At 59.9% G+C, this 22,396-nt stretch carries 23 protein-coding genes and 1 tRNA gene; 6 read left to right on the top strand and 18 right to left on the bottom strand.

What is annotated here, in order from left to right; translation table 11 throughout:
• Nucleotides 1-39 precede the first annotated feature (39 nt).
• Genes FHT78_RS19080 through pcsA form a run of 5 tightly spaced genes read right to left on the bottom strand, consistent with a single transcriptional unit; the run spans nt 40 to nt 5,357 of the window.
• Nucleotides 40-960 carry an ABC transporter permease gene (locus FHT78_RS19080; protein WP_183747326.1) on the bottom strand — a complete coding sequence of 307 codons (921 nt, stop codon included), beginning with the start codon at nt 958-960 and terminating at the stop codon, nt 40-42.
• Nucleotides 957-2,042, bottom strand: a complete 1,086-nt coding sequence (locus tag FHT78_RS19085; RefSeq protein ID WP_183747330.1) for an ABC transporter permease — start codon at nt 2,040-2,042, stop codon at nt 957-959. The genes FHT78_RS19080 and FHT78_RS19085 overlap by 4 nt, the downstream gene beginning before the upstream one ends.
• The gene (locus FHT78_RS19090; protein WP_183747333.1) at nt 2,032-3,600 is read right to left on the bottom strand and encodes an ABC transporter ATP-binding protein; all 1,569 of its coding nucleotides are present in this window, start codon (nt 3,598-3,600) and stop codon (nt 2,032-2,034) included. Before FHT78_RS19090 ends, FHT78_RS19085 begins: the two co-directional genes overlap by 11 nt.
• A 39-nt stretch (nt 3,601-3,639) precedes the next feature.
• Nucleotides 3,640-4,620: a quinone oxidoreductase gene (locus FHT78_RS19095; protein WP_183747336.1), complete on the bottom strand. Its 981-nt coding sequence runs from the start codon at nt 4,618-4,620 to the stop codon at nt 3,640-3,642.
• An 11-nt stretch (nt 4,621-4,631) separates the two neighbouring features.
• Nucleotides 4,632-5,357, bottom strand: coding sequence for a phosphatidylcholine synthase (gene pcsA / locus FHT78_RS19100; RefSeq protein WP_183747339.1), 726 nt, complete (start codon nt 5,355-5,357; stop codon nt 4,632-4,634).
• A gap of 246 nt (nt 5,358-5,603) precedes the next feature.
• Between pcsA and FHT78_RS19105 the strand changes: the two genes are divergently transcribed.
• Nucleotides 5,604-6,416, top strand: a complete 813-nt coding sequence (locus FHT78_RS19105; protein ID WP_183747342.1) for a ferredoxin--NADP reductase — start codon at nt 5,604-5,606, stop codon at nt 6,414-6,416.
• Nucleotides 6,417-6,464: 48 nt separating this feature from the next.
• Here the strand turns inward: FHT78_RS19105 and FHT78_RS19110 are convergent, their stop codons facing one another.
• From FHT78_RS19110 to FHT78_RS19125, 4 genes are all read right to left on the bottom strand, one after another.
• On the bottom strand, nt 6,465-7,079 hold the full coding sequence (locus FHT78_RS19110; protein ID WP_183747345.1) for a GntR family transcriptional regulator: 615 nt from the start codon (nt 7,077-7,079) through the stop codon (nt 6,465-6,467).
• Nucleotides 7,080-7,181: 102 nt separating this feature from the next.
• Nucleotides 7,182-8,384: an ABC transporter permease gene (locus tag FHT78_RS19115; RefSeq protein WP_183747348.1), complete on the bottom strand. Its 1,203-nt coding sequence runs from the start codon at nt 8,382-8,384 to the stop codon at nt 7,182-7,184.
• On the bottom strand, nt 8,374-9,090 hold the full coding sequence (locus FHT78_RS19120) for an ABC transporter ATP-binding protein (protein WP_183747611.1): 717 nt from the start codon (nt 9,088-9,090) through the stop codon (nt 8,374-8,376). The genes FHT78_RS19115 and FHT78_RS19120 overlap by 11 nt, the downstream gene beginning before the upstream one ends.
• A 12-nt stretch (nt 9,091-9,102) precedes the next feature.
• A complete protein-coding gene (locus FHT78_RS19125; RefSeq protein WP_183747351.1) occupies nt 9,103-10,401 on the bottom strand; it encodes an efflux RND transporter periplasmic adaptor subunit in 1,299 nt (432 codons plus the stop codon).
• A gap of 563 nt (nt 10,402-10,964) precedes the next feature.
• Between FHT78_RS19125 and FHT78_RS19130 the strand changes: the two genes are divergently transcribed.
• Nucleotides 10,965-11,040: transfer RNA gene (locus FHT78_RS19130), tRNA-Lys, on the top strand.
• Nucleotides 11,041-11,085: 45 nt separating this feature from the next.
• Nucleotides 11,086-11,355, top strand: coding sequence for a hypothetical protein (locus FHT78_RS19135; RefSeq protein ID WP_183747354.1), 270 nt, complete (start codon nt 11,086-11,088; stop codon nt 11,353-11,355).
• 42 nt (nt 11,356-11,397) lie between these two features.
• Here the strand turns inward: FHT78_RS19135 and FHT78_RS29385 are convergent, their stop codons facing one another.
• A complete protein-coding gene (locus tag FHT78_RS29385) occupies nt 11,398-11,577 on the bottom strand; it encodes a hypothetical protein (RefSeq protein ID WP_246715354.1) in 180 nt (59 codons plus the stop codon).
• 465 nt (nt 11,578-12,042) lie between these two features.
• On the opposite strand from FHT78_RS29385, the gene FHT78_RS19140 reads away from it, so the two are divergent.
• Complete coding sequence (locus FHT78_RS19140; RefSeq protein ID WP_183747357.1) at nt 12,043-12,792, top strand: cytochrome c biogenesis CcdA family protein; 750 nt, start codon at nt 12,043-12,045, stop codon at nt 12,790-12,792.
• A gap of 31 nt (nt 12,793-12,823) precedes the next feature.
• Here FHT78_RS19140 and FHT78_RS19145 read toward each other — a convergent pair whose 3' ends face one another.
• Genes FHT78_RS19145 through cysG form a run of 5 tightly spaced genes read right to left on the bottom strand, consistent with a single transcriptional unit; the run spans nt 12,824 to nt 18,031 of the window.
• A complete protein-coding gene (locus FHT78_RS19145; RefSeq protein ID WP_183747360.1) occupies nt 12,824-14,035 on the bottom strand; it encodes a UbiH/UbiF family hydroxylase in 1,212 nt (403 codons plus the stop codon).
• 41 nt (nt 14,036-14,076) lie between these two features.
• Nucleotides 14,077-14,589: a DUF934 domain-containing protein gene (locus tag FHT78_RS19150; protein WP_183747362.1), complete on the bottom strand. Its 513-nt coding sequence runs from the start codon at nt 14,587-14,589 to the stop codon at nt 14,077-14,079.
• Between the two features lie 10 nt (nt 14,590-14,599).
• Nucleotides 14,600-16,270 (bottom strand): nitrite/sulfite reductase, encoded by a 1,671-nt coding sequence (locus tag FHT78_RS19155; RefSeq protein WP_183747365.1) that lies wholly within the window; start codon nt 16,268-16,270, stop codon nt 14,600-14,602.
• Between the two features lie 8 nt (nt 16,271-16,278).
• Nucleotides 16,279-16,593, bottom strand: a complete 315-nt coding sequence (locus FHT78_RS19160; protein ID WP_183747368.1) for a DUF2849 domain-containing protein — start codon at nt 16,591-16,593, stop codon at nt 16,279-16,281.
• A gap of 1 nt (nt 16,594) precedes the next feature.
• A complete protein-coding gene (cysG, locus tag FHT78_RS19165) occupies nt 16,595-18,031 on the bottom strand; it encodes a siroheme synthase CysG (RefSeq protein WP_183747371.1) in 1,437 nt (478 codons plus the stop codon).
• Between the two features lie 280 nt (nt 18,032-18,311).
• Between cysG and FHT78_RS19170 the strand changes: the two genes are divergently transcribed.
• Entirely contained in the window at nt 18,312-18,899 is a 588-nt protein-coding gene (locus FHT78_RS19170) for a nucleoside deaminase (protein ID WP_183747374.1), read from the top strand.
• 6 nt (nt 18,900-18,905) lie between these two features.
• Nucleotides 18,906-19,751, top strand: coding sequence for a nucleoside triphosphate pyrophosphohydrolase (mazG, locus tag FHT78_RS19175; RefSeq protein ID WP_183747377.1), 846 nt, complete (start codon nt 18,906-18,908; stop codon nt 19,749-19,751).
• 20 nt (nt 19,752-19,771) lie between these two features.
• Here mazG and hflX read toward each other — a convergent pair whose 3' ends face one another.
• From hflX to FHT78_RS19190, 3 genes are all read right to left on the bottom strand, one after another.
• Nucleotides 19,772-21,097, bottom strand: a complete 1,326-nt coding sequence (hflX, locus tag FHT78_RS19180) for a GTPase HflX (protein WP_183747380.1) — start codon at nt 21,095-21,097, stop codon at nt 19,772-19,774.
• A gap of 78 nt (nt 21,098-21,175) precedes the next feature.
• A complete protein-coding gene (gene hfq / locus FHT78_RS19185; protein ID WP_003539403.1) occupies nt 21,176-21,418 on the bottom strand; it encodes an RNA chaperone Hfq in 243 nt (80 codons plus the stop codon).
• A 110-nt stretch (nt 21,419-21,528) separates the two neighbouring features.
• Entirely contained in the window at nt 21,529-22,392 is an 864-nt protein-coding gene (locus tag FHT78_RS19190) for a D-amino-acid transaminase (RefSeq protein ID WP_183747383.1), read from the bottom strand.
• Nucleotides 22,393-22,396 lie beyond the last annotated feature (4 nt).

The raw sequence follows: 22,396 nt of genomic DNA on the forward strand, positions 1-22,396 counted from the left end.
TTTGAAGTTATTCCGAAAACCCGTCTCGATGTTCTTGTTCTATCGCTCCGGTACGAAGGCTTTTCCAAGCGACGCGGGCGTATTGATCAACGTCGTGCGTCGATTATGAGAAATGATGATGAGAACCACAATAGTCGCGGCATAGGGCAGCATCGAGAGGAACTGCGCGGGGATGCCGAGACCAAAGGCCTGCGCATGAAGCTGCAGGATCGTGACCGCTCCGAAGAGATAACCACCGGCAAAGACCCGCCACGGGCGCCAGGAGGCGAAGACCACTAACGCAAGCGTGATCCAGCCGCGTCCCGCCGACATGTTCTCCACCCATTGCGGTGTATAGACCAGCGAAAGCTGCGCGCCGGCAAGACCCGCGCAGGCACCGCCGAACATCACCGCCAGATAGCGCGTTCGGATGACATGAATGCCGAGTGCGTGGGCAGAACCGTGGCTGTCGCCGATCGCCCTGAGTTTCAGGCCGGAGCGGCTTCTGAACAGGAACCAGCTCACTCCAAGGAGCAAGGCGATCGATAGGTAGAAGATCAGGTCCTGCTTGAAGAGAACCGGACCGATAAAGGGAATATCGGACAGGAGCGGGATGACGATCTCTTTCAGTTGAATGCCGGGGACGCTGACATAGGGTTCGCCGAGCTGGCCGGAGACACCAAGGCCGAGAAGGGTCAGCGCCAGGCCGGTCGCCACCTGGTTTGCCACCAGCGTCAGTGTCAGGAAGGCGAAGAGCAGTGAAAAAAGCGCGCCGGCGGCAATGCCGCAGATAATGCCGATATAGGGTGAGCCCGAGATCTGCGCGCCGGCAAAGGCGGCGACAGCACCCATGATCATCATGCCCTCGACGCCGAGATTGAGGACGCCCGAGCGCTCTGTCACGAGTTCGCCGAGCGCTGCGATGACGAGCGGCGTGGAGGCGGTGATGACAGTCAGAAGAATGGCTTCGAAGATGCTCATGCCACGCTGCCCCTCACCCGCGACCAGACGATGCGGATTTTGTAATAGATCAGCGTATCGCAGGAGAGCACGAAGAAAAGGATGAGCCCCTGGAAGACGCGGGTGACCTTGTCCGAAACACCGATCGAAAGCTGCGCCGCCTCACCGCCCAGATAGGTCAGCGCCAGCACCAGACCAGAAGCAATGATACCGAGCGGATTGAGACGACCGAGGAAGGCGACGATGATGGCGGTGAAGCCGTAGCCAGGCGAAATCGCCGGCTGCAGGTGGCCGATCGAGCCCGAAACCTCGCAAATACCGGCAAGGCCCGCCAGCGCGCCGGAAAAGAGGAAACTGAACCAGATCATCTTCTTCGACGAGAAGCCTGCGAAGCGCCCTGCCCGTTCCGACTGGCCGAGCACGACGACTTCGAAGCCCTTCAGAGTGAAGCGCATCATGAACCAGACGAGAACAGCTGCGACGATCGCGAAAATGAAGGCCCAATGGGCGCGGCCGGACTCCTCCCAGATTGCCGGCACGATCGCCTCCGGCGCAAAGTCCCGCGAGACCGGGAAGTTGAAGCCCTTCGGATCACGCCATGCGCCGCGGATCAGCCAGTCGAGAAAGAGCTGGGCAATATAGACCAGCATCAGCGATGTCAGGATCTCATTGGTGTTGAAATGCGCCTTCAGCAACGCCGGAATGGCGGCAAACAGCGCGCCGCCGAGTACACCCAGAATCAGCATCAGCGGCAGCACGAGCGGGGAATGCCAGTCGTAGAAGATGACCGGGATATAGGAGCCGGTGATCGCGCCGATGGTGAACTGACCTTCGGCGCCGATATTCCAGTTGTTGGAGCGATAGCAGACGGCGAGACCGACGGCGATCAGGATCAGCGGTGCTGCCTTGACCGCCAATTCGTGCAGCGACCAGACTTCCAGAAGCGGCTCGAGAAAGAAGGCATCCAGTGCCTCGACCGGATCCTTGCCTAGCATTGCGAACATGATCGCGCCTGCGATCAGCGTCAGGACGAGAGCGAGGAGCGGTGAAACGAAGGCGTAGAGCTTCGAGACCTGCGGGCGCTTTTCAAGCTCAATGCGCATCAGCGGCCTCCGCGGCATGCTTGCCTTCATGCAGTCCGCCCATCAGCAGGCCAATCTTCTCGCGCGTGAGTTCACCTGCCGCATAGGGTTTTGAAAGGCGTCCTTCGGAAATGACAGCAATATCTGTCGCCACCTCGAAGATTTCGTCGAGATCCTGGCTGATGACGACGACGGCGGAGCCCGCTTTTGCCAGATCCACAAGCGCTTGGCGGATGCGGCTTGCAGCACCGGCATCAACACCCCAAGTCGGCTGATTTACGACAAGAACGGCCGGCTGGCGATCAAGCTCTCGGCCGACGATGAATTTCTGCAGATTGCCGCCTGAGAGCGAACCCGCGGCGGGATCATCGCCACTCTTGCGCACGTCCATCGCCTCTGAGATGCGCCGTGCAGCGGATTTCACCGCGCCCTGCCTGATGATGCCGAGAACGCCGAGAAAGGCCTTGCGGTCCGACTGGCTGCGCGCCAGCACGAGGTTGTCGGAAAGTTTCATGGTGGAAATGGCCGCATGCCCATGCCGCTCCTCCGGCACGAAGCCGGCACCAAGCAGGCGGCGGGCCGTGATTCCCTGCGTTCCGACAGGCTTCTTGCGGATCACGATCGCTTCGGCCGACGACACCGGATATTCGCCCGACAGCGCATCGAAGAGTTCACTCTGGCCATTACCCGCAACACCGGCAATGGCAAGGATTTCTCCGGAGCGCACGCTCATCGAAACATCGCGCAGCGGCATGGCAAAGGGCGTCCGTGCAGCAACGGAGAGGTTCGAAACGGCGAGTTGCACGTCGCCCTTATCGCTACGCTCGGGATGGGTGACTGCCGCCACCTCACTGCCGACCATCATGCGGGCGAGAGAGGCGGGGGTTTCCTGCTTCGGATCGCAGGCGCCGGTCACACGGCCGTGGCGGAGCACGGTGGCGCGATCGCAAATACGCTGCACCTCTTCCAGGCGGTGGCTGATATAGAGGACGGAGCGCCCCTCGGCACGCAGCTTGAAGAGGGTTTCGAAGAGCTTGTCGGCCTCCTGCGGCGTCAGCACCGATGTCGGTTCGTCGAGGATGATGAGCTTCGGGTTCTGCAAGAGCGCGCGGACGATCTCGATGCGCTGGCGCTCGCCAACCGAGAGATCGGCGACATGCGCATGCGGATCGAGCGGCAGACCATAGGCCGCAGACAGTGCCCTCGCCTCCTCGGCGATCCTGCCGATCGGAATCCTGTCATCAAGCGAAAGCGCGATATTTTCGGCAACAGTCAGTGCCTCAAACAGCGAAAAATGCTGAAAGACCATGCCGATGCCGAGCCTGCGGGCCTCGCCCGGCGAGCTGATCGTGACTGGCCTGCCTTCCCAGAGGATATGGCCGCCCGTCGGCTCCAGAACGCCAAACAGCATCTTGACCAGCGTGGATTTGCCTGCGCCATTTTCGCCGAGGAGCGCATGAATTTCGCCCGGCGCTATATCGAGATCGATTTCATTGCAGGCGGCAAAGCTACCGAAGAATTTCGTCAGCTTCTGCACCGATAACAACGCGCCGGAAGCCGGCACATTCAATGGCGACACGTTCCCCTCATTTCTTCTGCCGACCGGTCCTTTTGGATCTCATGGAATCAGCAGCGTCGTTCCGGTTGTTTTTCTTGTTTCCAGATCCGCGTGCGCCCGCCCAACCTCACGCAGCGGATAGGTTTGGTTGATATTGATACGCACTTTGTTGCTCTGCACAACATCAAATAGATTGTTTGCACAATCGGTCAGTTCCTGACGCGAGGCAATATAAGTGAAGAGCGTCGGGCGCGTGGCATAGAGAGAGCCCCTCTGGGCGAGGTGCGCCATCGTGAAATTCTCGATCGCGCCCGAAGATTGACCAAAGGACGCGAAGAGGCCGCGTGGCTTCAGGCAATCCAGCGAGTGTGGGAAAGTGTCTCGGCCGATCGAGTCATAAACCACGTCGACGCCCTTGCCCCCGGTGATCTCCCGCACGCGCCCGGCGAAATTCTCAGTTTTGTAATTGATGACATGGTCATAGCCATGATCGAGCGCCAGTTGGACCTTGTCGGCCGAACCCGCCGTGCCGATGACGGTTGCGCCGAGCGCCTTTGCCCACTGGCCGGCGATGAGACCGACGCCGCCGGCTGCGGCATGGAACAGCAATACTGTCTCAGGGCCGACCTTGAAGGTGCGGTTCAGTAGATATTCCGCCGTCATGCCCTTCAGCATCATGGCGGCTGCGGTTTCCAGGCTGACGCCCTCGGGCACCTTCACCAGATGTTTCGTCTCGATATTGCGCTCGGCGCTATAGGCGCCATCAGAGCCCGCATAAGCAACGCGGTCGCCCACGGCGAAATCGGTCACGCCGGGGCCAACGGAGGTGACGACGCCGGCGCCTTCCTTGCCGGTCACGAAAGGCAGATGCGGCGCCTTGTAGGTGCCGTCACGGAAATAGACATCGATGAAATTCAGCCCGACCGCTTGCTGGCGGATCTGCACCTGACCCGCGGATGGCGGCGGCAGATCGATATCGACATATTCGAAAACCTCGGGACCACCGTTTCTGGAGAAAGAAACCGCCTTCGTCTTTGTCATCTCAGTCTACCTCATTTACGTCCAAGCGCCGGGAAGAATTGGAGCACGGCACCGATAACGTAAAGGTAGATGCCGCTCACAATGAAGAGAACGACGGTCCATTGCGGCATGTCGAAATGCATCAACAGCGAATAGGCGCCAAGCGCTGACCACAGCAGAAAGATGCCGAGATTCAGCGGGCGCAGGCGCTGGACCCGCACGGGATGCAGGAAGTTGATCGGCAAAAAGGTCAGGATCACGGAGACGGTGACGACGATAAAGGCCGTCATCTCGCTCGCATGCATGACGAAGAGCGTGAAGACCACCATGTTCCAGACGACGGGGAAACCGGAAAAGAAATACTCCTCCGTCTTCATGCCCATATCGGCATAGTAGATGGCGCTCGACACGACGATCATGCCGGCGGCGGCGAAGGACCAGGGTTCGCCGATCATACCGCTCTGGTAGAGAGCAAAGGCCGGGAGCAGCACATAGGTCACGTAATCGATGATGTTGTCGAGCGTATCGCCAGACCAGTTGGGCAGCACTTCCTTGACGCGCACCTTGCGGGCAATCGGCCCATCGATACCGTCGACCAGAAGTGCCAGGCCCAGCCACCAGAACATGTCGATGAAGCGGTGCTCGGCGGCGGCTACCACGCCGAGAAACGCGAGAAAGGAACCGGATGCCGTCAGAATATGGACGGAAAATGCGCGCATTTCCGCGTATGGAACGCGCTTGTAATTGAAAATCTTCATGTTCCCCCGTACTACCTGTCGCGCCCGCGTCGCGGCGGGCGTCGTTTTTTGCCTAATATGCATCCTTTGAATAGCTTAGCCAGCGCAAAAGCGACAGTTCGCCACAGGCCAGTGAATCCTGACCGTGACATGCATATTTCGCTCCCCAGGCATGCGATGGAATGGATTGCCTTTAATTTAGCGGGGTTTTGTAATATCTGCCTCGCATGCCCTGATTATCCTGCGAACGACGAGCCCGATATCGAAATGAACGCACCCGCAAAGACCGAAGAATTCGCATCCGCCACTCCCGCCGGCGTTTACGCCGAGACGGTGCTGAGCGTGACGCATTACACTGACCGGCTCTTCCGTTTCACGATGACCCGGCCAGATGGCTTCCGTTTCCGTTCGGGCGAGTTTGCGATGATCGGCCTCATGGTTGAAGGCAAGCCGGTCTTCCGCGCCTATTCGATCGCAAGCCCGGCCTGGGCTGAAGAACTGGAATTCTTCTCCATCAAGGTCCCGAATGGCCCGCTGACCTCGCACCTACAGCTCATCAAGCCGGGCGACCAGGTGCTGATGCGCAAGAAGCCGACAGGCACGCTTGTTCTCGATGCGCTGACGCCCGGCAAGCGTCTCTACATGTTCTCGACCGGCACCGGCATCGCACCCTTCGCGAGCCTGATCCGCGATCCGGAGACCTACGAGAAGTTCGATGAGGTCATCCTCACCCATACGACACGCGAGATATCTGAGCTGAAATACGGCTTCGATCTCATCCACGAGATCCAGAACGACGAACTCCTCCAGGAAGTCGTCGGCGACAAGCTGCGCCACTATGCGACGGTCACCCGCGAAGATTTCGAATATCGCGGCCGTATCACCGACCTGATTTCCTCGGGCAAGCTCTTCACCGATCTCGGCGTGCCGCCGATCGATTCGGCTGTCGACCGCGGCATGATCTGCGGTTCTTCCGCCATGCTGAAGGACACCAAGGAGCTTCTGGAAAAGGCCGGCCTCAACGAGGGCGCCAACAGCAAGCCCGCTGAATTCGTGATTGAGCGCGCCTTCGTCGGCTGAGGCTGTAATCCCGATCCACAGGCAACGGCTCCGGAAATGGGGCCGTTTCTATTTTTGGCTCAGATAATCGATGAGGTCGGCCATGGCCTCGCGCGCCTGCTCGGCCTCGCCCTGATGAATGGCTTTAATGACAGTAACATGCAGGGAGATGGAGCGATCCATCCGTTCCGGATTGGCGGTCGAATACCAAAGACGGCGGGAATGGGTCTGCACCGGCCCCAATGCAGCGATCATGAAGCTGTTCGGACAAGCGTCCTCCAGGATCTCGTCAAAGGCCTTGTCGGCGGCGAAGAAGCCCGCGAGATCGCCGCGGACAGCGCATTCCTCCATCGCGCGCGCGCAGGCAGCAAGCCGTCCCCTCTGCTCCTCGTTGGCCGTATCTGCCACCAGAGCCGCAGCAATCGGCTCCAACTTGCGGCGCACCTGCATGACATTGGCGTGGTCTTCAGCGTGAATTTCTGCGATCTGCAGACCGACACGCGGCCTGACCAGGATTAGCCCCTGCCAGGCAAGTTTCTGGATTGCCTCCCGCACCGGCGTGCGGCCGTGGCCAGCAAGATCGATAAGCTGCTTTTCCGTTACCAACGCGCCCGGCGCCAAAGCCAGGGTCACGATGGCGTGCTCTAGTGCCAGATAGGCGAGATGGCTTAGCGATTCCTGCATGCGGGCGAATCCGAGGCTGATATATCAATACTGGCACGGTTGAATGCCGAAGACAAGTTATCCTGATATATCAAAGCCATGCCGCGCACGAGCGCATTTTCGCTACTCGTGGCGCAACGCCTCGATGGGATTGAGCTGTGCAGCCCGCCTGGCCGGAAAGAAGCCGAAGATCATGCCGATCGCCGCTGAGAAGATGAAGGCGATGAAGATGATGAGCGGACTGACCACGAAAGGTACATTGAGGAAGTTGACCGTACCGTAGGCCAGCGTCAGGCCGAGCATGATGCCGGCTATGCCGCCGAAGAGCGACAGGGCGACGGCCTCGACCAGGAATTGCGTCAACACCTGATTTTCAAGTGCGCCGATCGCAAGACGGATACCGATCTCGCGCGTGCGCTCCGTCACCGATACCAGCATGATGTTCATGATGCCGATGCCGCCGACGAGCAGGCTGACGGCAGCGACCGCTCCAAGCAGGCCCGTCAGCAGCGTGGTCGTGCCGGTCATGGCCTCGGCGATCTGCGTCATGTCATTGACGTTGAAATCGTCCTGGCGACCGGGGATGATCTTACGGCGTTCACGCAGTAGGTTCTCGACATCGGCCTGTACCTTTGAGGTCGAGACGCCGTCTCGCGCCGAGATGAGGATCGTCGGCACATTGGAGGTGCCGCTGATGCGGCGCTGGAAGACCTTGACCGGCATGATGACGGCATCGTCCTGGTCGTTGCCCATGCCGGACTGGCCGCGCTTTGCCATGACGCCGATAACCGGGCAGGAAACCTTGCCGACACGGATCACCTGGCCGGTCGGATCCGCAGCCCCGAAGAGCTGCTCGCGCACGGTCTCGCCGATGATGCAGCGCGACTGGCCGCGCTCCTCTGCCGGCGTGAAATTGCGGCCAAGCGCCAGATCCCAGTCCTGTGCGACAAAATAGTCGTTGGTCGTGCCATAGACCGTGGTTGAATGGTTCTGGCCGCCGAAGATGACGGTTGCCGTCGACTGGTTGGAGGGCGCAACCGCCCGCAGACCCGGAACCTGATCGCGTATCGCCTCGACATCCTTCAGCGTGAAGCGCCGTGCCTCGGAACTTGCGCGGCCGGGACCGAATTGGCCGGGGCGCACGAAAAGCATGTTGGTGCCGAGACGTGACAGCTCGGTCGAAACCTGCGCCGTCGTGCCGTTGCCGATCGTGACAAGCGCGATGACTGCGGCAACGCCGATGACGACACCGAGTACGGTCAGGAAGGAGCGCAGCAGATTGCGGCTGATCGCGCGCAGAGCGAGCTTCAGCGTTTCAAAGAACATATTCCGCCCTCCGCTGATGCTCTACTTCGGTTTCCAACTTGCCGTCGACGAAACGCAGCAGGCGACCTGCATAGGCAGCAATATCAGGCTCGTGCGTGACCATGACGATGGTGATGCCCTGTTCGTGGTTCAGCCGCGTCATCAGATCCATGATCTCGATGCTGGTCTTGGTATCGAGGTTGCCGGTCGGCTCGTCGGCGAGCAGCAAGGCCGGTTCGGTGACGATGGCGCGGGCGATTGCCACACGCTGCTGCTGGCCGCCTGAGAGTTCCTGCGTCTTGTGATGTTCCCTGCCCGACAGGCCGACGAGGCCGAGCGCCTCCCTCGCCCGCTTGCGCCGCTCGCCGACCGCCAGGCCGCGATAGATCAGCGGCAGTTCGACATTCTCCACGGCAGAGGTACGCGACAGCAGATTGAAGCCCTGGAAGACGAAACCCAGCATATGCCGGCGCAGCAGCGTCAGCTGGCCGCGATCAAAGCCGCTCGTCGAAATACCCTGGAAAACATAGTCGCCTGAGGTTGGCACATCGAGGCAGCCGAGTATGTTCATCGCCGTCGACTTGCCTGAGCCGGACGGCCCCATGATCGCGACAAATTCATGCGTTCGGATCGAAAGATCCACGTGGTCGAGCGCACGGATTGCTGCAGCGCCCTCGCCGTAGATTTTCGAGACCTGCCTGAATTCCAGAAGCGGCGGGCGTTCCATCATCGGCTCCCGTCAATTGGTGCGCGTCGCAGCATCGGTGATAACAGCATCCTTTTCAGTAAGCTCGCCCGAGGTGACCTGGGTGAACTGGCCATCCGAGGAGCCGACCTGGATCACGACGGCTGCGGGGTGGCCGTTGCGCAGCACCCAGACCCGGCGCTGCGTGCCGGTCAGTTTGACATCACCGCCGCCACCGCTGCGGAACGGACGCGGCGGGCGCAACAGGCTGAAGATACCACGGCCGCCACGGCCTTCCGCCTGCGGCGGAGCGTAACGCAGGGCCGCATTTGGCACCATCAATGTATCTTTGACGGCTTCAACGGTGATATCGGCGGTCGCCGTCATGCCGGGGCGCAGCAGCAGGTCCGCATTGTTGACCGAGAGAACCGCCTTATAGGTGACGACATTGTTGACGACTTCGGAGGCAAAGCGGATCTGCTCGATCACGGCAGGGAAGGCGCGGCCTGGATAAGCGTCGACCGTGAAGGTCGCCTTCTGGCCGACCGCGATCTGGCCGACATCGGCTTCATCGACATCTACCTGAAGCTCCATCTTCTTGAGATCGCCGGCGATGGTGAACAGCACAGGCGCCGAGAGCGAGGCAGCAACGGTCGCACCCGGATCGACCGAGCGGGTCAGAATTACGCCATCGATCGGCGAAACGATCTTCGCCTTGCCGAGATTGACCTCGGCAAGCTGCAAGTCTGCCTCTGAGGCCAGCACTTCCGCCTCGTTGATATCCTTGGCGGCGACTGCCGAGTCATATTTGTAGGTTGCGTCGTCAAGGCTCTGCTGGGTGGAGACGTTACTTTTCACGAGGCTCTTCAGGCGGTCGAGCGAGGTCGCAGCCGATTCCAAATCAGCGTTCGCCTTGACCACATTGGCCTTTGCCGAGTTGAGCTTGGCACGCGAACTCTTCACATCGGCTTCCAGCTTGTTAGTATCGAGGACAGCCAGAACATCGCCTGCCCTGACGGTGCTGTTATAGTCGACATTGACGTCGCGCATCGTGCCCGACAATTCGCTCGATATATCAACCTGTTCGGTCGGCTGGACGGAGCCCGTGGCGGTGACGAGCACTGTGAGGTCGCCGCGCTTGACCGGCTGGGTCGTGTAAGTGACCTCGGCCTGGCCTCGGCCGATGGAGAAATAGGCAGCGGCGGCGGCCGCGAGGATCAAGAGCACCAGAACGATGAGGCGTCCGCGCCAGCGACGCCCCCTGCTCTGCCGGCTGGCGACCAGCACGGCAGCCAGGTCGGCATTTGCGCCTGTTACGGAACCGGTCTCTTTGCCAGCCTCCAAATTGTCCATCAAATCCTCGATATATGCTTCGCCGTATCAGCCCTGCGTGATGAGATAATCATGCCGAAGATGAACCCAACATTACCGATGCCCTGACGATGGCACGGAAATGCGGCCGAAAAACATGAAATATTCGCAATGAAACAGCTGGATAGCGCGGTCGGTGCGGGGTGTTCGGCAAGAAAACCCCACGGTCGAAGCAAATATTCAGGGTTGTATCGCGGGCATTTCGGTGCCGCCTCTGAAGCGGTCGGCGGCTCGGGAAAGGCGGCGGCATCGTTTAAGCTCACAGTTAGCGCAAGGTCGCGCTGGCGACGGGTGCCAACAGCGTGGTGATGACGACGCCACCATAGCCATTAAGGCCACAGCAGGCGGCAACCACCTCACGCCGAAGAGCGGAACGCCGTTGGCCATGTTGACGGCAAGCTGCCGGCGGAAACGCGATGTCGGATGGCGGGCAACAAGAAATGTGCCCGATACAATGGATAAGAAGTTTTTTTGGTTGACCGCGATAGGTCGCCTGCATATGTTCCGCGCACTTCCAGCCGGGGTGCTTCGCGCTCGCGGAAAGGGAGAGCGTAGCTCAGCCGGTAGAGCAACTGACTTTTAATCAGTAGGTCTCGGGTTCGAACCCCGACGCTCTCACCATAATCTTTTTTTAGCTGTACGGCGCGTGACGGTGCTGGAGGTCGGATGCCGAAAACACCTAAAGAACCGAAGCTTGAGCACTCTGATTTTTCCGGCGAATTCGAAGACAGCGGAGTAACCGTGCTCGTCGATATATTTCGGCCGGCCGGCACCAATGGCGATTGGACCCTCGAGGTCATCTCACAGACCGAAGTCGTAACCGTCTGGGAAGACAAATTCGCCACAGATCTGGAAGCTTGGGAAGAATTCCTGGCCACCGCTGAACGCGATGGCGTGCAAAGCTTTCTCGATGAGGATGAGCCGCAACTGCATTGACGGGTTACCGCCAGGCAGGTTGATGTCCCGACCTTCTCGCTTTCAATAGCTGCAGGAGCGGCCATCATTCGGTCTGAAGCCGTCTCGGCAGGCACGGTTCATCGAATCTCCCGGCACGTAACCCGAGGCGGAGCCATACGAATTCGGGGGAGTCGCACATGCCGTCAGCACGGAAATGCCAATCAGTGCTCCGACTGCCACGAGTGCCCGAAATCTGCTCATCAATATTCTCCTCACGGATTCTCTCGCGGCAATTTATCACGCGGTCACCACAACGGAATGAGATTTTAGCGGAAAAGGCTTGCAGCCATTTCCGCAGCGCTGACCGCTAACGCATCGTGCGCAACATATAGATCCCATTCCACCGCCAGCAAGCCGGAGAGCACGCGGGAGGTCCGGCGTCGGCCTCGTACTTCGCCGACCGGACCTCCCGGCATTTGCAGTGGGGTGCCTGCAAATGCCGGGCAATACCACCGGTTAAGCCCGAGTCGATCCATTCACAGAACCAACGATGGTATACGCGCGGTTAATATCCACATCCGCTGTCTCATGTTGGGATGGAGAAAATCATGCCGGGGCCTGCGGCAATTTGGAGATCCGGGCGGCTGCGTCAGCGCAAAAAGGTGATTGGCAACCACCCCGTTGCGGCGTTAGGAACATCGCTCCGATTGGTGCCGGAGAGAATGCGTGTCGATTGCCGATATTTCCCTTTGGAGTGCGCTGCTGGCCGGGGCGCTTTCGTTCCTGTCGCCCTGCGTACTTCCGCTCGTCCCGCCCTATCTCTGTTATATGGCAGGCATTTCCGTCGAGCAGTTTCGCGGCGGCGGAACGGTGGCCGCAGCACCGGATGTGCGGCGCGGCGTGCTTTTCTCGGCGCTTTTTTTCACGCTCGGCTTTGCGACCGTCTTCGTGTCGCTCGGCGCCGGTGCCTCGACGATCGGCATGCTGCTGCGCCAGCATCTCGATCTTCTCGCCAAGATCGGCGGCCTGATCATCATCATCATGGGGCTGAATTTCCTCGGGCTTTTTCGCATTGGCGTCCTGGCACGCGAAGCTCGCTTCCAGGGCAACGGCAAGCCGGCGACGCTGACGGGCGCTTACGTCATGGGGCTGGCCTTCGCATTCGGCTGGACGCCCTGCATCGGGCCGGTGCTCGGAGCAATCCTCGGCGTTGCCGCATCGCGTGAAACGGTGGGCTCCGGTGCCGGGCTGCTCGCTGTCTATTCGCTGGGGCTTGCCGTGCCCTTCTGGATTGCCGCCGGCTTTTCGGGGAGCTTCATGCGCTTCCTGTCGCGGTTTCGCAGGCACCTCGGGACGGTGGAGAAGATCATGGGCGTCTTTCTCGTGCTGGCAGGCCTTGCCTTCCTGCTCGGTTGGGTCAGCAATGTCGCAATCTGGTTCCAGCAGACCTTCCCAATCCTCATGCAAATCGGCTGAGCGCCAGGCTCAGCCGATATATTGCGATAAATCAGGCTTTCTTTCGCCTCAGCCGTTCCTTGATCGCGCCAGGAATATCGCGGAGGCCGCGCCCCGGTTCGATGCCTTCGCGCATGACGATATTGCGCAGCGGTGGAATGGCTGAGAGGACATGCAGGCCTGCGGCGCGCAGAACCTGTACTGGCAAGAAATCGGAGAGCAGCGAACGATTCAGAAGATCGACGCTTGCGGTGCGCGTCATGATATCGGCGCGGCGCTTGCGGTCGAAGCTTGTGCCGGCATCGGCGGCGACAGGCAATTCCGCGCGCGTGCAGAGAAGATCGGTCAGTGCCATTATATCGCGAAGGCTGAGGTTGAGGCCTTGCGCACCGATCGGCGGGAAAACATGTGCGGCCTCGCCGATCAGCGCGATCCGGCCCTTGCCAAAGCGATGCGCCATCATGCCAGACAACGGCCAGATCTGCACACCCTCCTCCACACTGACCTTACCAAGCAGGGATTGCATTCGCTCTTCGACGACATTGCTGAGCTCGGCAAGCGACAGTTCGACACGGGCTGCGGCGTCCGAGGGATTCTGCACCCAGACGAGGCTTGAACGATTACCGGGCAGCGGTACCTGCGTAAAGGGGCCGTGCTCCGTGTGGAACTCCGTGGAAGTGTTCTGGTGCGGCAGCGTATGCGCAAAATTCAGCACCATGGCCGATTGCGGGTAGGACCAGGTGCGCACGTCGATGCTTGCGGTCTCCCGCAGCTTCGATTTGCGGCCATCAGCACCAATGGCGAAATCGACGGTGATCTCTTCGCCGCCTGCAAGCGTGATCGTTACAGATTCCGGAGCGATCCCGATCGTTTCAGCCATGTCGGTGAAGCGGGTGATATTGCCCTCAGCGGCTACGGCGGCTTCGAGCACATCCATCAATGCTCTGTTCGGAAAATTATAGCCGAAGGCGTCCAGTCCGACTTCGGCGGATCGGAAGGTCGTCGTCGGCGCACGCAGCAGACGGCTGGTGCCGTCGATGATGCGCATGCTGGTGAGCGGGGCAGCGGCCGGACGGAGCCTTTCCCAGAGTGTCAGCCGATCCAGGAAACGAATCGACTGGTCCATCAGGGCCGTGGTGCGGCGATCTTCCTTGGGGGATGGAGGGGCGACCAGCGCCACGTTGCGACCGCCGCGTGCCAAGGCGACTGCGGCGATCATGCCGGCGAGACCGCCGCCGATCACCGCCACTTCGAATTTGCTCATGCTATCGTTCCGTCATCAAAAAGACGGCAGAACCGGCGGCCTCAGGCGGCCGGCTTTGCCTGACGGCGCCAACTATAGCCCTTGCCGGCTTCGGCGTCACGCACCGCCGGCTGATAATGATGCGGAATGGACGGCAGGCGCTTTTCCGACAGACGGCGGATCGCCGTCTCGTTGGTGACGGCGAAACTGTCGATGCCGACACGCAGCATCAGCGGCACCTGGTCGATCAATACGTCGCCGACGGCACGCAGCTCGTTGGTGTAACCAAGGCGCTGACGCAGCAGCGACGCATGGCTGAAAGCACGGCCATCATTGAAGGCCGGGAACGCAACCGCCACGATCTCCAGGCGATAGAGATAGGGTTCGAGTTTCAGGACATCGTCGGCGGGCTTGATCAAGACGCCGAAGCCGACATCGTTGCTCTCATCGGCCTTGGCGATCAATTCGTCGAGTGTCAGAAGCGGCTTCTGATCCCCCGTCGCCTTCACCTCGTCGGTCTCGATCATCCAGGGATCGTTTTCGACAAAACCGGTTTCTCTCCAGATCTTCGTCATCATCCCCTCCTTATGCCGCTTCCGCAGCCGATCCGTAGAGCGCATCCTTGAAGGGCTGCGGGCCAACACGGCGATAAGTGGCAAGAAATATCTCTGATGGATCGAGGCGCAGGCCCAGATAGGTATCGACGATCGTCTCGATCGCATCCGTCACCTTGTCCGGCTCGAAGCCGCGGCCGATGATTTCGCCGATCGAGGTATGTTCGTCACCGGAACCGCCAAGCGTGATTTGATAGAGTTCAGCGCCCTTCTTTTCGACGCCCAGAAGGCCGATATGGCCGACATGGTGATGGCCGCAGGCATTGATGCAGCCGGAAATCTTGATCTTCAGTTCGCCTATTTCTGCTTGGCGAACTGGATCGCCGAAACGACGCGAGATTTCCTGCGCGACCGGAATGGAGCGCGCATTGGCAAGCGCGCAATAGTCCAGCCCGGGACAGGCGATTATATCGGTGATGAGACCGGCATTGGCTTCGGCGAGATCGATGGCAACCAGGCCGCGGTAGACGGCCTCGAGATCGGAGAGCGCCACATGCGGCAGGATCAGGTTCTGCTCATGGCTGACGCGAATCTCGTCGAAAGCATATTCCTCCGCAAGATCGGCGATCGCATCCATCTGCGAATCGGACGCATCGCCCGGGATACCGCCGATCGGCTTCAATGAGATCGTCACCATACCGTAGTCGGGGTTCTTATGCGGCTGCACGTTCTGCTGGACCCAGCGCGCGAAAGCCGGATCGGCCTTCTTCCAGCGAGCCAGATTTTCCCAACCTTCGGCACGCTCCGGCAGAACCGGCGGCGCGAAATATGCTGCAATCGCCTGCACGTCCTGTTCGGGCAGCTTCAGCTCCGAATCCTTAAGCTGTGCGAACTCAGCCTCGACCTGGCGGGTGAGTTCTTCGGCCCCGGTTTCGTGGACGAGAATCTTGATGCGGGCCTTGTACTTGTTGTCGCGGCGGCCATGCAGATTGTACACGCGCACGATGGCGGTCGTGTAGGAGAGCAGGTCCTCTTCGGGCAGGAAGTCCCGGATCAGTTTGGCGATCATCGGCGTGCGGCCCTGACCACCGCCGACATAGACGGCGAAGCCGATCTCGCCTTTGTCGTTCCTCTTCAGATGCAGACCGATATCGTGGACCTGAATAGCGGCGCGGTCGCGCTCGGCACCGGTCACGGCAATCTTGAACTTGCGCGGCAGGAACGAAAATTCCGGGTGAACGGAAGACCATTGACGCAGAATTTCGGCGTAAGGGCGCGGATCGGCAACCTCGTCGGCGGCGGCACCGGCGAAGTGATCGGCCGTTACGTTTCTGATGCAGTTGCCCGAGGTTTGCAGGGCGTGCATTTCAACGGTCGCAAGGTCAGCAAGCGCATCGGGTATTTCGGACAGCTTCGGCCAGTTGAATTGCAGATTCTGACGTGTGGTGAAGTGGCCATAGCCGCGGTCATAGGTGCGGGCGATATGGGCGAGCATGCGCATCTGGCGTGAGCTCAGCGTGCCGTAGGGAATGGCGATGCGCAGCATATAGGCATGGAGCTGGAGATATACACCATTCATCAGGCGCAGCGGCTTGAATGCATCCTCGGCCAGTTCCCCGGAAAGGCGGCGCTGGACCTGATCGCGAAACTGCTCGACGCGCTCAGCGACAAAGGCGTGGTCAAATTCGTCGTAACGGTACATCGTCTTCCTCAGACTGCAATGAATTCGGGATCGGCCGGCTTGTAGCCAGGCGCATATTCCATGGTCGGGCCTTGAGCCCGGATGCGTTCGCGCAGGCGCAACGGCCAGAGCTGACCGTTGATTTCCTGAACATCGACGACAGCAACGTCAACGACCTTGTTATCGGCATAGGATTTCTTGCCGATCTCCTCGAGTGCGGCGACGGCTTCGGCATGGCGGGCGACGAGCGCCTCCTGCAACGAGGTCACCCACTCGCCATTGGCGTTCAACCAGACGGCAACGCCGTCCGTCAGGCGGTTGGCGGTCAGAACCTTGTCAACCATGTCAGCTCCTTGCAAGTTCATCGAACCGGATGCGCTCACGCACCAACGGTTCGGACAGTTCGAAGTTGGCGCCTGCGACCGCATCGCCGATAATGACCATGACCGGCCCGGTCAACTCGTCACGATGCTGCAGGTCGGGAAGATCACGTAAGGTTCCGTGCAGCAGGCGACGATCTGCGCGGCTCGCATTCTCGATCACGGCAACGGTGGTCTCTGCGGGGATGCCGGCCTGCATCAGCCGCTCGGCAACAGAGGCTGCGACCGTGCGGCCCATATAGACGGCGATCGTGGCGCCCGACACAGCAAGGCTCGCCCAATCCGGCAAAACGTCTCCGGTCAGATCATGTCCGGTCGTGAAGACCAGTGAAGAGGCGACGCCGCGCAAAGTCAGCGGCAGTTCGAAATCAGCAGCCGCAGCAAAGGCCGAAGTGATGCCGGGGACGATCTCATAGGAGATACCGGCGGCGCGTAGCGCTGCCATTTCTTCCCCTGCCCGCCCATAGACCAGCGGATCGCCGCTCTTCAGGCGCACCACGCGTTTTCCTTGGCGGCCTAGATCAACCAAGAGATCATTGATCTCCTCCTGGGACTTCGAATGGCAGCCCTTGCGCTTGCCGACCGAAAGACGCTCGGCATCGCGGCGGCCCATATCGACGATCGCCTGCGGCACTAGCGCATCATAGACAATGACATCGGCTTCCATCATCACGCGTTGGGCGCGCAAGGTCAGAAGATCCTCAGCGCCGGGGCCGGCACCGACAAGCCAGACATGGCCTTCAACGCGATCCAGCGAGCGCAGGAGGCCATTGGCAGAACGGCGGGCCTGCGGAAGATTGCCGTTGGCAACGGCATCAGCGACCGGGCCGGAGAAGAAACGTCGCCAGAAGATGCGGCGGGAAATACCGCGGGGAACGAGGTGCTCAACGGCCTCGCGATAGCTGGTCGCCAGCGCCGCCAAGCGGCCGAGCGAGGGCGACAGGAGCTGATCGATCTGGGCGCGGATCATCTGTGCGAGCACCGGCCCTGCGCCTTCGGTGCCGATCGCCACGGCAACAGGCGCACGATTGACGAGAGCAGGCGTGAAGAAATCGCAATAATCGGGCTGATCGACGGCGTTGGCCGGAATCTTAGCCGCACGGGCGGCATCGACGATACGGCGATCCCGCTCTGCATCACCGGTTGCCGCAAACACAAGGACAGCGCCCTCGACCTGTTCAGGCGCAAAGGCTTCGCGGACAGTGTCGATGCGGTTGGCAATCAGAAAAGCGTGGTAATCGGCTTCCGGGCGATCGGCATGCGCAATGATGCGCACCTGCGTGTTCAACAACAGGCGAACCTTGGCGAAGGCTTCATCGCCATTGCCGAAAACGGCCGCAGTCCGACCTTCCACCCGAAAGAAGGCGGGAAATATCGAAAGCTGTTCAGTCCTGGGAGGCATTCTCAATCCACTTCGAAGTCGCTCGAATATGCATTCTCCGGACAGCCGAATGAAGAAACAGAATTCCAAAGGCCGGCTAGCGGCGTATTCTTTTACCCGGTAGATCAATGATTTGAGAAAACTCACCCGTGCGGCGCGAAAAGCACATATCTTGGGCGCCGGTTTTCTGGCGGAAGCTGGAAACGAGGCCCATAAAGCCTGTGGCAAAGTGCCAAGCATCGGACTTACGCATTCCGCTTCATTCCGTAGGGCGCTAGGATAGGCAAAACGGGAGAATTTCATGCCGGAAAAGACAATCGCTAACCGCCTTCTGCAGGTCATGGAAGACAATATCCTGCCGATAACGGAAGTCGGCGTCGCCTCCGGCAACAAGGTGTTCGGCGCGGCTATCCTGCGTAAATCCGATCTTGCGCTCATCGTCGCCGAAACCAACAACGAACTCGAAAACCCGCTCTGGCACGGCGAAGTTCACACGCTTAAACGCTTCTACGAACTCACCGATAAGCCGGCAACGAAAGACCTGATCTTTCTCTCCACGCATGAACCCTGCACCATGTGCATGTCGGCGATCACCTGGGCCGGCTTCGACAATTTCTACTATTTCTTCAACCATGAAGATTCCCGCGACAGATTTGCCATCCCGCATGATCTGAAAATCCTGAAGGAAGTCTTCGGGCTCGAGCCAGGCGGTTACAGGCGGCAGAACGCCTTCTGGAAGAGCTTTGCGATCGCCGATCTCGTCGAGACCGAGGATGCTGCGCTGAAGGCCGAACTCAAGGCGCAGACAGCGCGGATCAAATCGCGCTACGCCGCCCTCTCCGACGCCTATCAGGCGACCAAGAGCACCAACGACATTCCGCTGAGCTGAGAGACCATGGAACCTTCGAAAGACATTTCGCGCCTCATCGAGATCATGGCTGCGCTTCGCGATCCCGAGACCGGCTGCCCGTGGGACATCGAGCAGAATTTCGCGACCATCAAGCCTTATACTATCGAGGAAGCCTACGAGGTTGCCGACGCGATCGAGCGCGAGGATATGGACGATCTCTGCGACGAACTCGGCGACCTGCTGCTGCAGGTGGTCTTTCATGCACGCATGGCCGAAGAAGCCGGGGAGTTCTCGTTCGGCGATGTGGTGGAAGCCATTACCCGCAAGATGATCCGCCGCCACCCACATGTCTTTGCCCGTTCGGATGCGGATACGCCCGATGCCGTGAAGAAGCAGTGGGACGAGATCAAGCAGGCGGAAAAGCGCGAGCGCACGGAGCGCCGGGCGCGGCGCGGTATTACTGAAGATTTCAAGGCGGGCTTCCTCGGCTCGGTGCAACGCAGCTTTCCGGCGCTGACGGAAGCGTTGAAGCTCCAGGAACGCGCCGCCAAGGTCGGATTTGACTGGTCGGCACCCGAACCGATTATCGACAAGATCGAGGAGGAGATCGACGAGCTGCGTGTTGCGCTTCGTGGGGGCGATAAATCAAAGGTCAGCGACGAACTCGGCGACCTGATCTTCGCCGTCGTTAACATCGGCCGGCATGTAAAGGCCGATCCGGAACAGGCGCTGCGCGGAACAAATACAAAGTTCCGACGTCGATTCAATCACATAGAACAGGTTCTTGATGTGGAAGGCGAGAGCCTGGAGGCGGCCAGCCTAGAGCGGATGGAAGAGATCTGGCAGGCAGCCAAGGCGATCGAGCGGGTTGTCGTGGCTGGGGCGGAGTGAAGCACCGAACCTTCGGCGCTTTACCGGTCCCAGTCTTCCTTTGCGGGCTTCGGACCATTGCCGACGCGACGTTCAAGCTCCGCAGCTTCCGTCTCGGACAGCCGCAGTTCCAGCGTTACCGAGCCGTCTTCGTTATTCTCGCGGCTGTCGACGACGGCATGGTCGTAGAGCCAGGGCAATAACGCCAGCTTGTCAACGGGCAGTGTGATGGTCGTTTCCGTCATGACGCCGGACAAACGGCGGCTGATTTCCTCCATCAGCGTGTCCACGCCCTCGCCGCTGATGGCGGAAACGGCAATGACATTCTTCATGCCGGAGGACTTCTGCACCATGGCGTCATGGGCTTCGGGCTCGAGCCGGTCGATCTTGTTCCACACTTCGAGAATGCGGCGCTCGCCCTCGGCCTCGTCGATGCCGAGATCGTGGAGAATACGCAGCACGTCGGCGCTCTGGGCTTGATTGTCCACATCGGACATATCGCGCACATGCAGGACAAGATCGGCTTCCAGTACCTCTTCCAAGGTCGCGCGGAAGGCGGCGACCAGATGGGTCGGCAGATCAGAGATGAAGCCGACGGTATCGGACAGGATGACAGTGCGGCCATGCGGCAGCTTCATGCGGCGCAGTGTCGGGTCGAGCGTGGCGAAGAGCATGTCTTCAGCGAGAACCCCTGCCCCGGTGATGCGGTTGAACAGCGTCGACTTGCCGGCGTTGGTGTAACCGACAAGCGCCACGATCGGATGCGGCACCTTCCGGCGCTTGGCGCGGTGCAGCTGGCGGGTGCGCACCACCTGCTCCAACTCGCGTTCGAGCTTGATGATGCGATCCTGCAGCAGACGCCGGTCGGCTTCGATCTGGGTTTCACCCGGACCGCCCATGAACCCGCCACCGCCGCGCTGGCGTTCAAGGTGGGTCCAGCTTCGGACCAGCCGGCCCTTCTGGTAGTTCAGATGAGCAAGATCGACCTGCAGCGTGCCTTCCTTGGTGGAAGCGCGGCGGCCGAAAATTTCGAGAATCAGGCCCGTCCGGTCGATGACCTTGGCGTTCCATTCCTTTTCGAGATTACGCTGCTGAACCGGCGTTAGCGGGTGATCGACAATGACCAGCCCTGAATCACGCTCATCGAGCTGGTTCTTGATCTCTTCGATCTTGCCCGTGCCGAGCAGCGTTGCCGGGCGCGGATCGTTGACAGAGACGATGGAAGCGTTGACGACATCGAGATCGATCGCCTGAGCCAAACCGGTCGCCTCGTCGAGACGGCTTTCGGGCGTGCGGGTCGAAGCCGACTCGGTCTGTCCGCCGCGCGAGCGCGACTTCAGCACTGGCACGACAACGGTCGCGCGCATGTCATCCCTGTGCTTATCTGCCTCAGGGATGATGGAATCGTTCTTTGTATCGCGTGTCGAAATAACGGCTGGCCTTGGTTAGGAAGCTGCTTCTTCGCTCTCGAACATCTGCATTGGCTGACCAGGCATGATGGTCGAGATCGCATGCTTATACACTAGCTGCGAATGGCCGTCACGGCGAAGCAAAACACAGAAATTGTCGAAAGACGTGACAACACCCGTGAGCTTTACGCCGTTAATCAGAAAGATTGTCAGGGAAATCTTTTGCTTGCGTACAGTATTGAGAAATAAGTCCTGCAGATTCTGAGAACGTTCCGCCATCGCGCCGCTTCTTTCTTTATTGCCGGCCTGATCAAGCCGGTAGAATATCAATCAACCTCACCAGCAAGGCAGGCGGCACCCTCATTCCACCTGTCCAGCAAATCTTGGTATCAAATCGTAATCTTTTCCGCAACGTCGAAAAAGGCTTCCCGAATATTCTGCGAGAGGCTTCCGGGATGACCATTCGCAATCGCCTGTCCATCAATGGAAACCACTGGAAAACAAATGCTTGTGGCTGCGGTAATGAAGACCTCGCGAGCTGCCATCATCTCCGAAACGGAGAACTTTCGTTCGACGATTTCAACCCCCAATTTGGCTGCAACATCGATCAGAGTCGTGCGGGTAACACCGCGCAGGATGCCACTTTCGGCGGGTCGCGTTAACAGTTTACCGTCGGCGTCGACGATCCAGACATTGGTCGCAGCCCCCTCCTTCACCATGCCATCGGTATCGATGTAGATCGCTTCCTGAGCACCCGCTTCCTTGGCCTGCTGGCGCGCAAGCGCATTCGACAGCAGCCCGACCGACTTGATGTCGACGCGATCCCAGCGATTGTCGGGAACCGTGATCGCCTTGATGCCAGTGGCATTCTTCTTGGCGATGACAGACGGATCGGTGCTCTTGGCCGTCACGACGATCGAGGGCGGCGTACCTTCAGCCGGGAAGACGTGGTCGCGGCGAGCGACACCGCGCGTCACCTGCAGATAGAACAGGCCGTTGCGGACATGATTGCGGCGCAGCGTCTCGCGAATCACCTGCGTCAGTGCTGCACGGCTCATCGGCCAGGCGATACGCAGCTCACTGAGCGAACGGTCCAGACGGTTCAGATGCCGGGTCAGGTCGACGATCAGGCCGTGACGGACTTCGCAGACTTCATAGACGCCGTCGGCGAACTGATAGCCTCGATCCTCTACATGCACCATGGCGTTGGAATGCGGCACGTAGCGTCCGTTCACATAGGCAATTCTTGGCATTGAA

Origin of the sequence: Rhizobium sp. BK196 (assembly GCF_014193255.1) — a bacterium.
GTDB lineage: Bacteria > Pseudomonadota > Alphaproteobacteria > Rhizobiales > Rhizobiaceae > Rhizobium.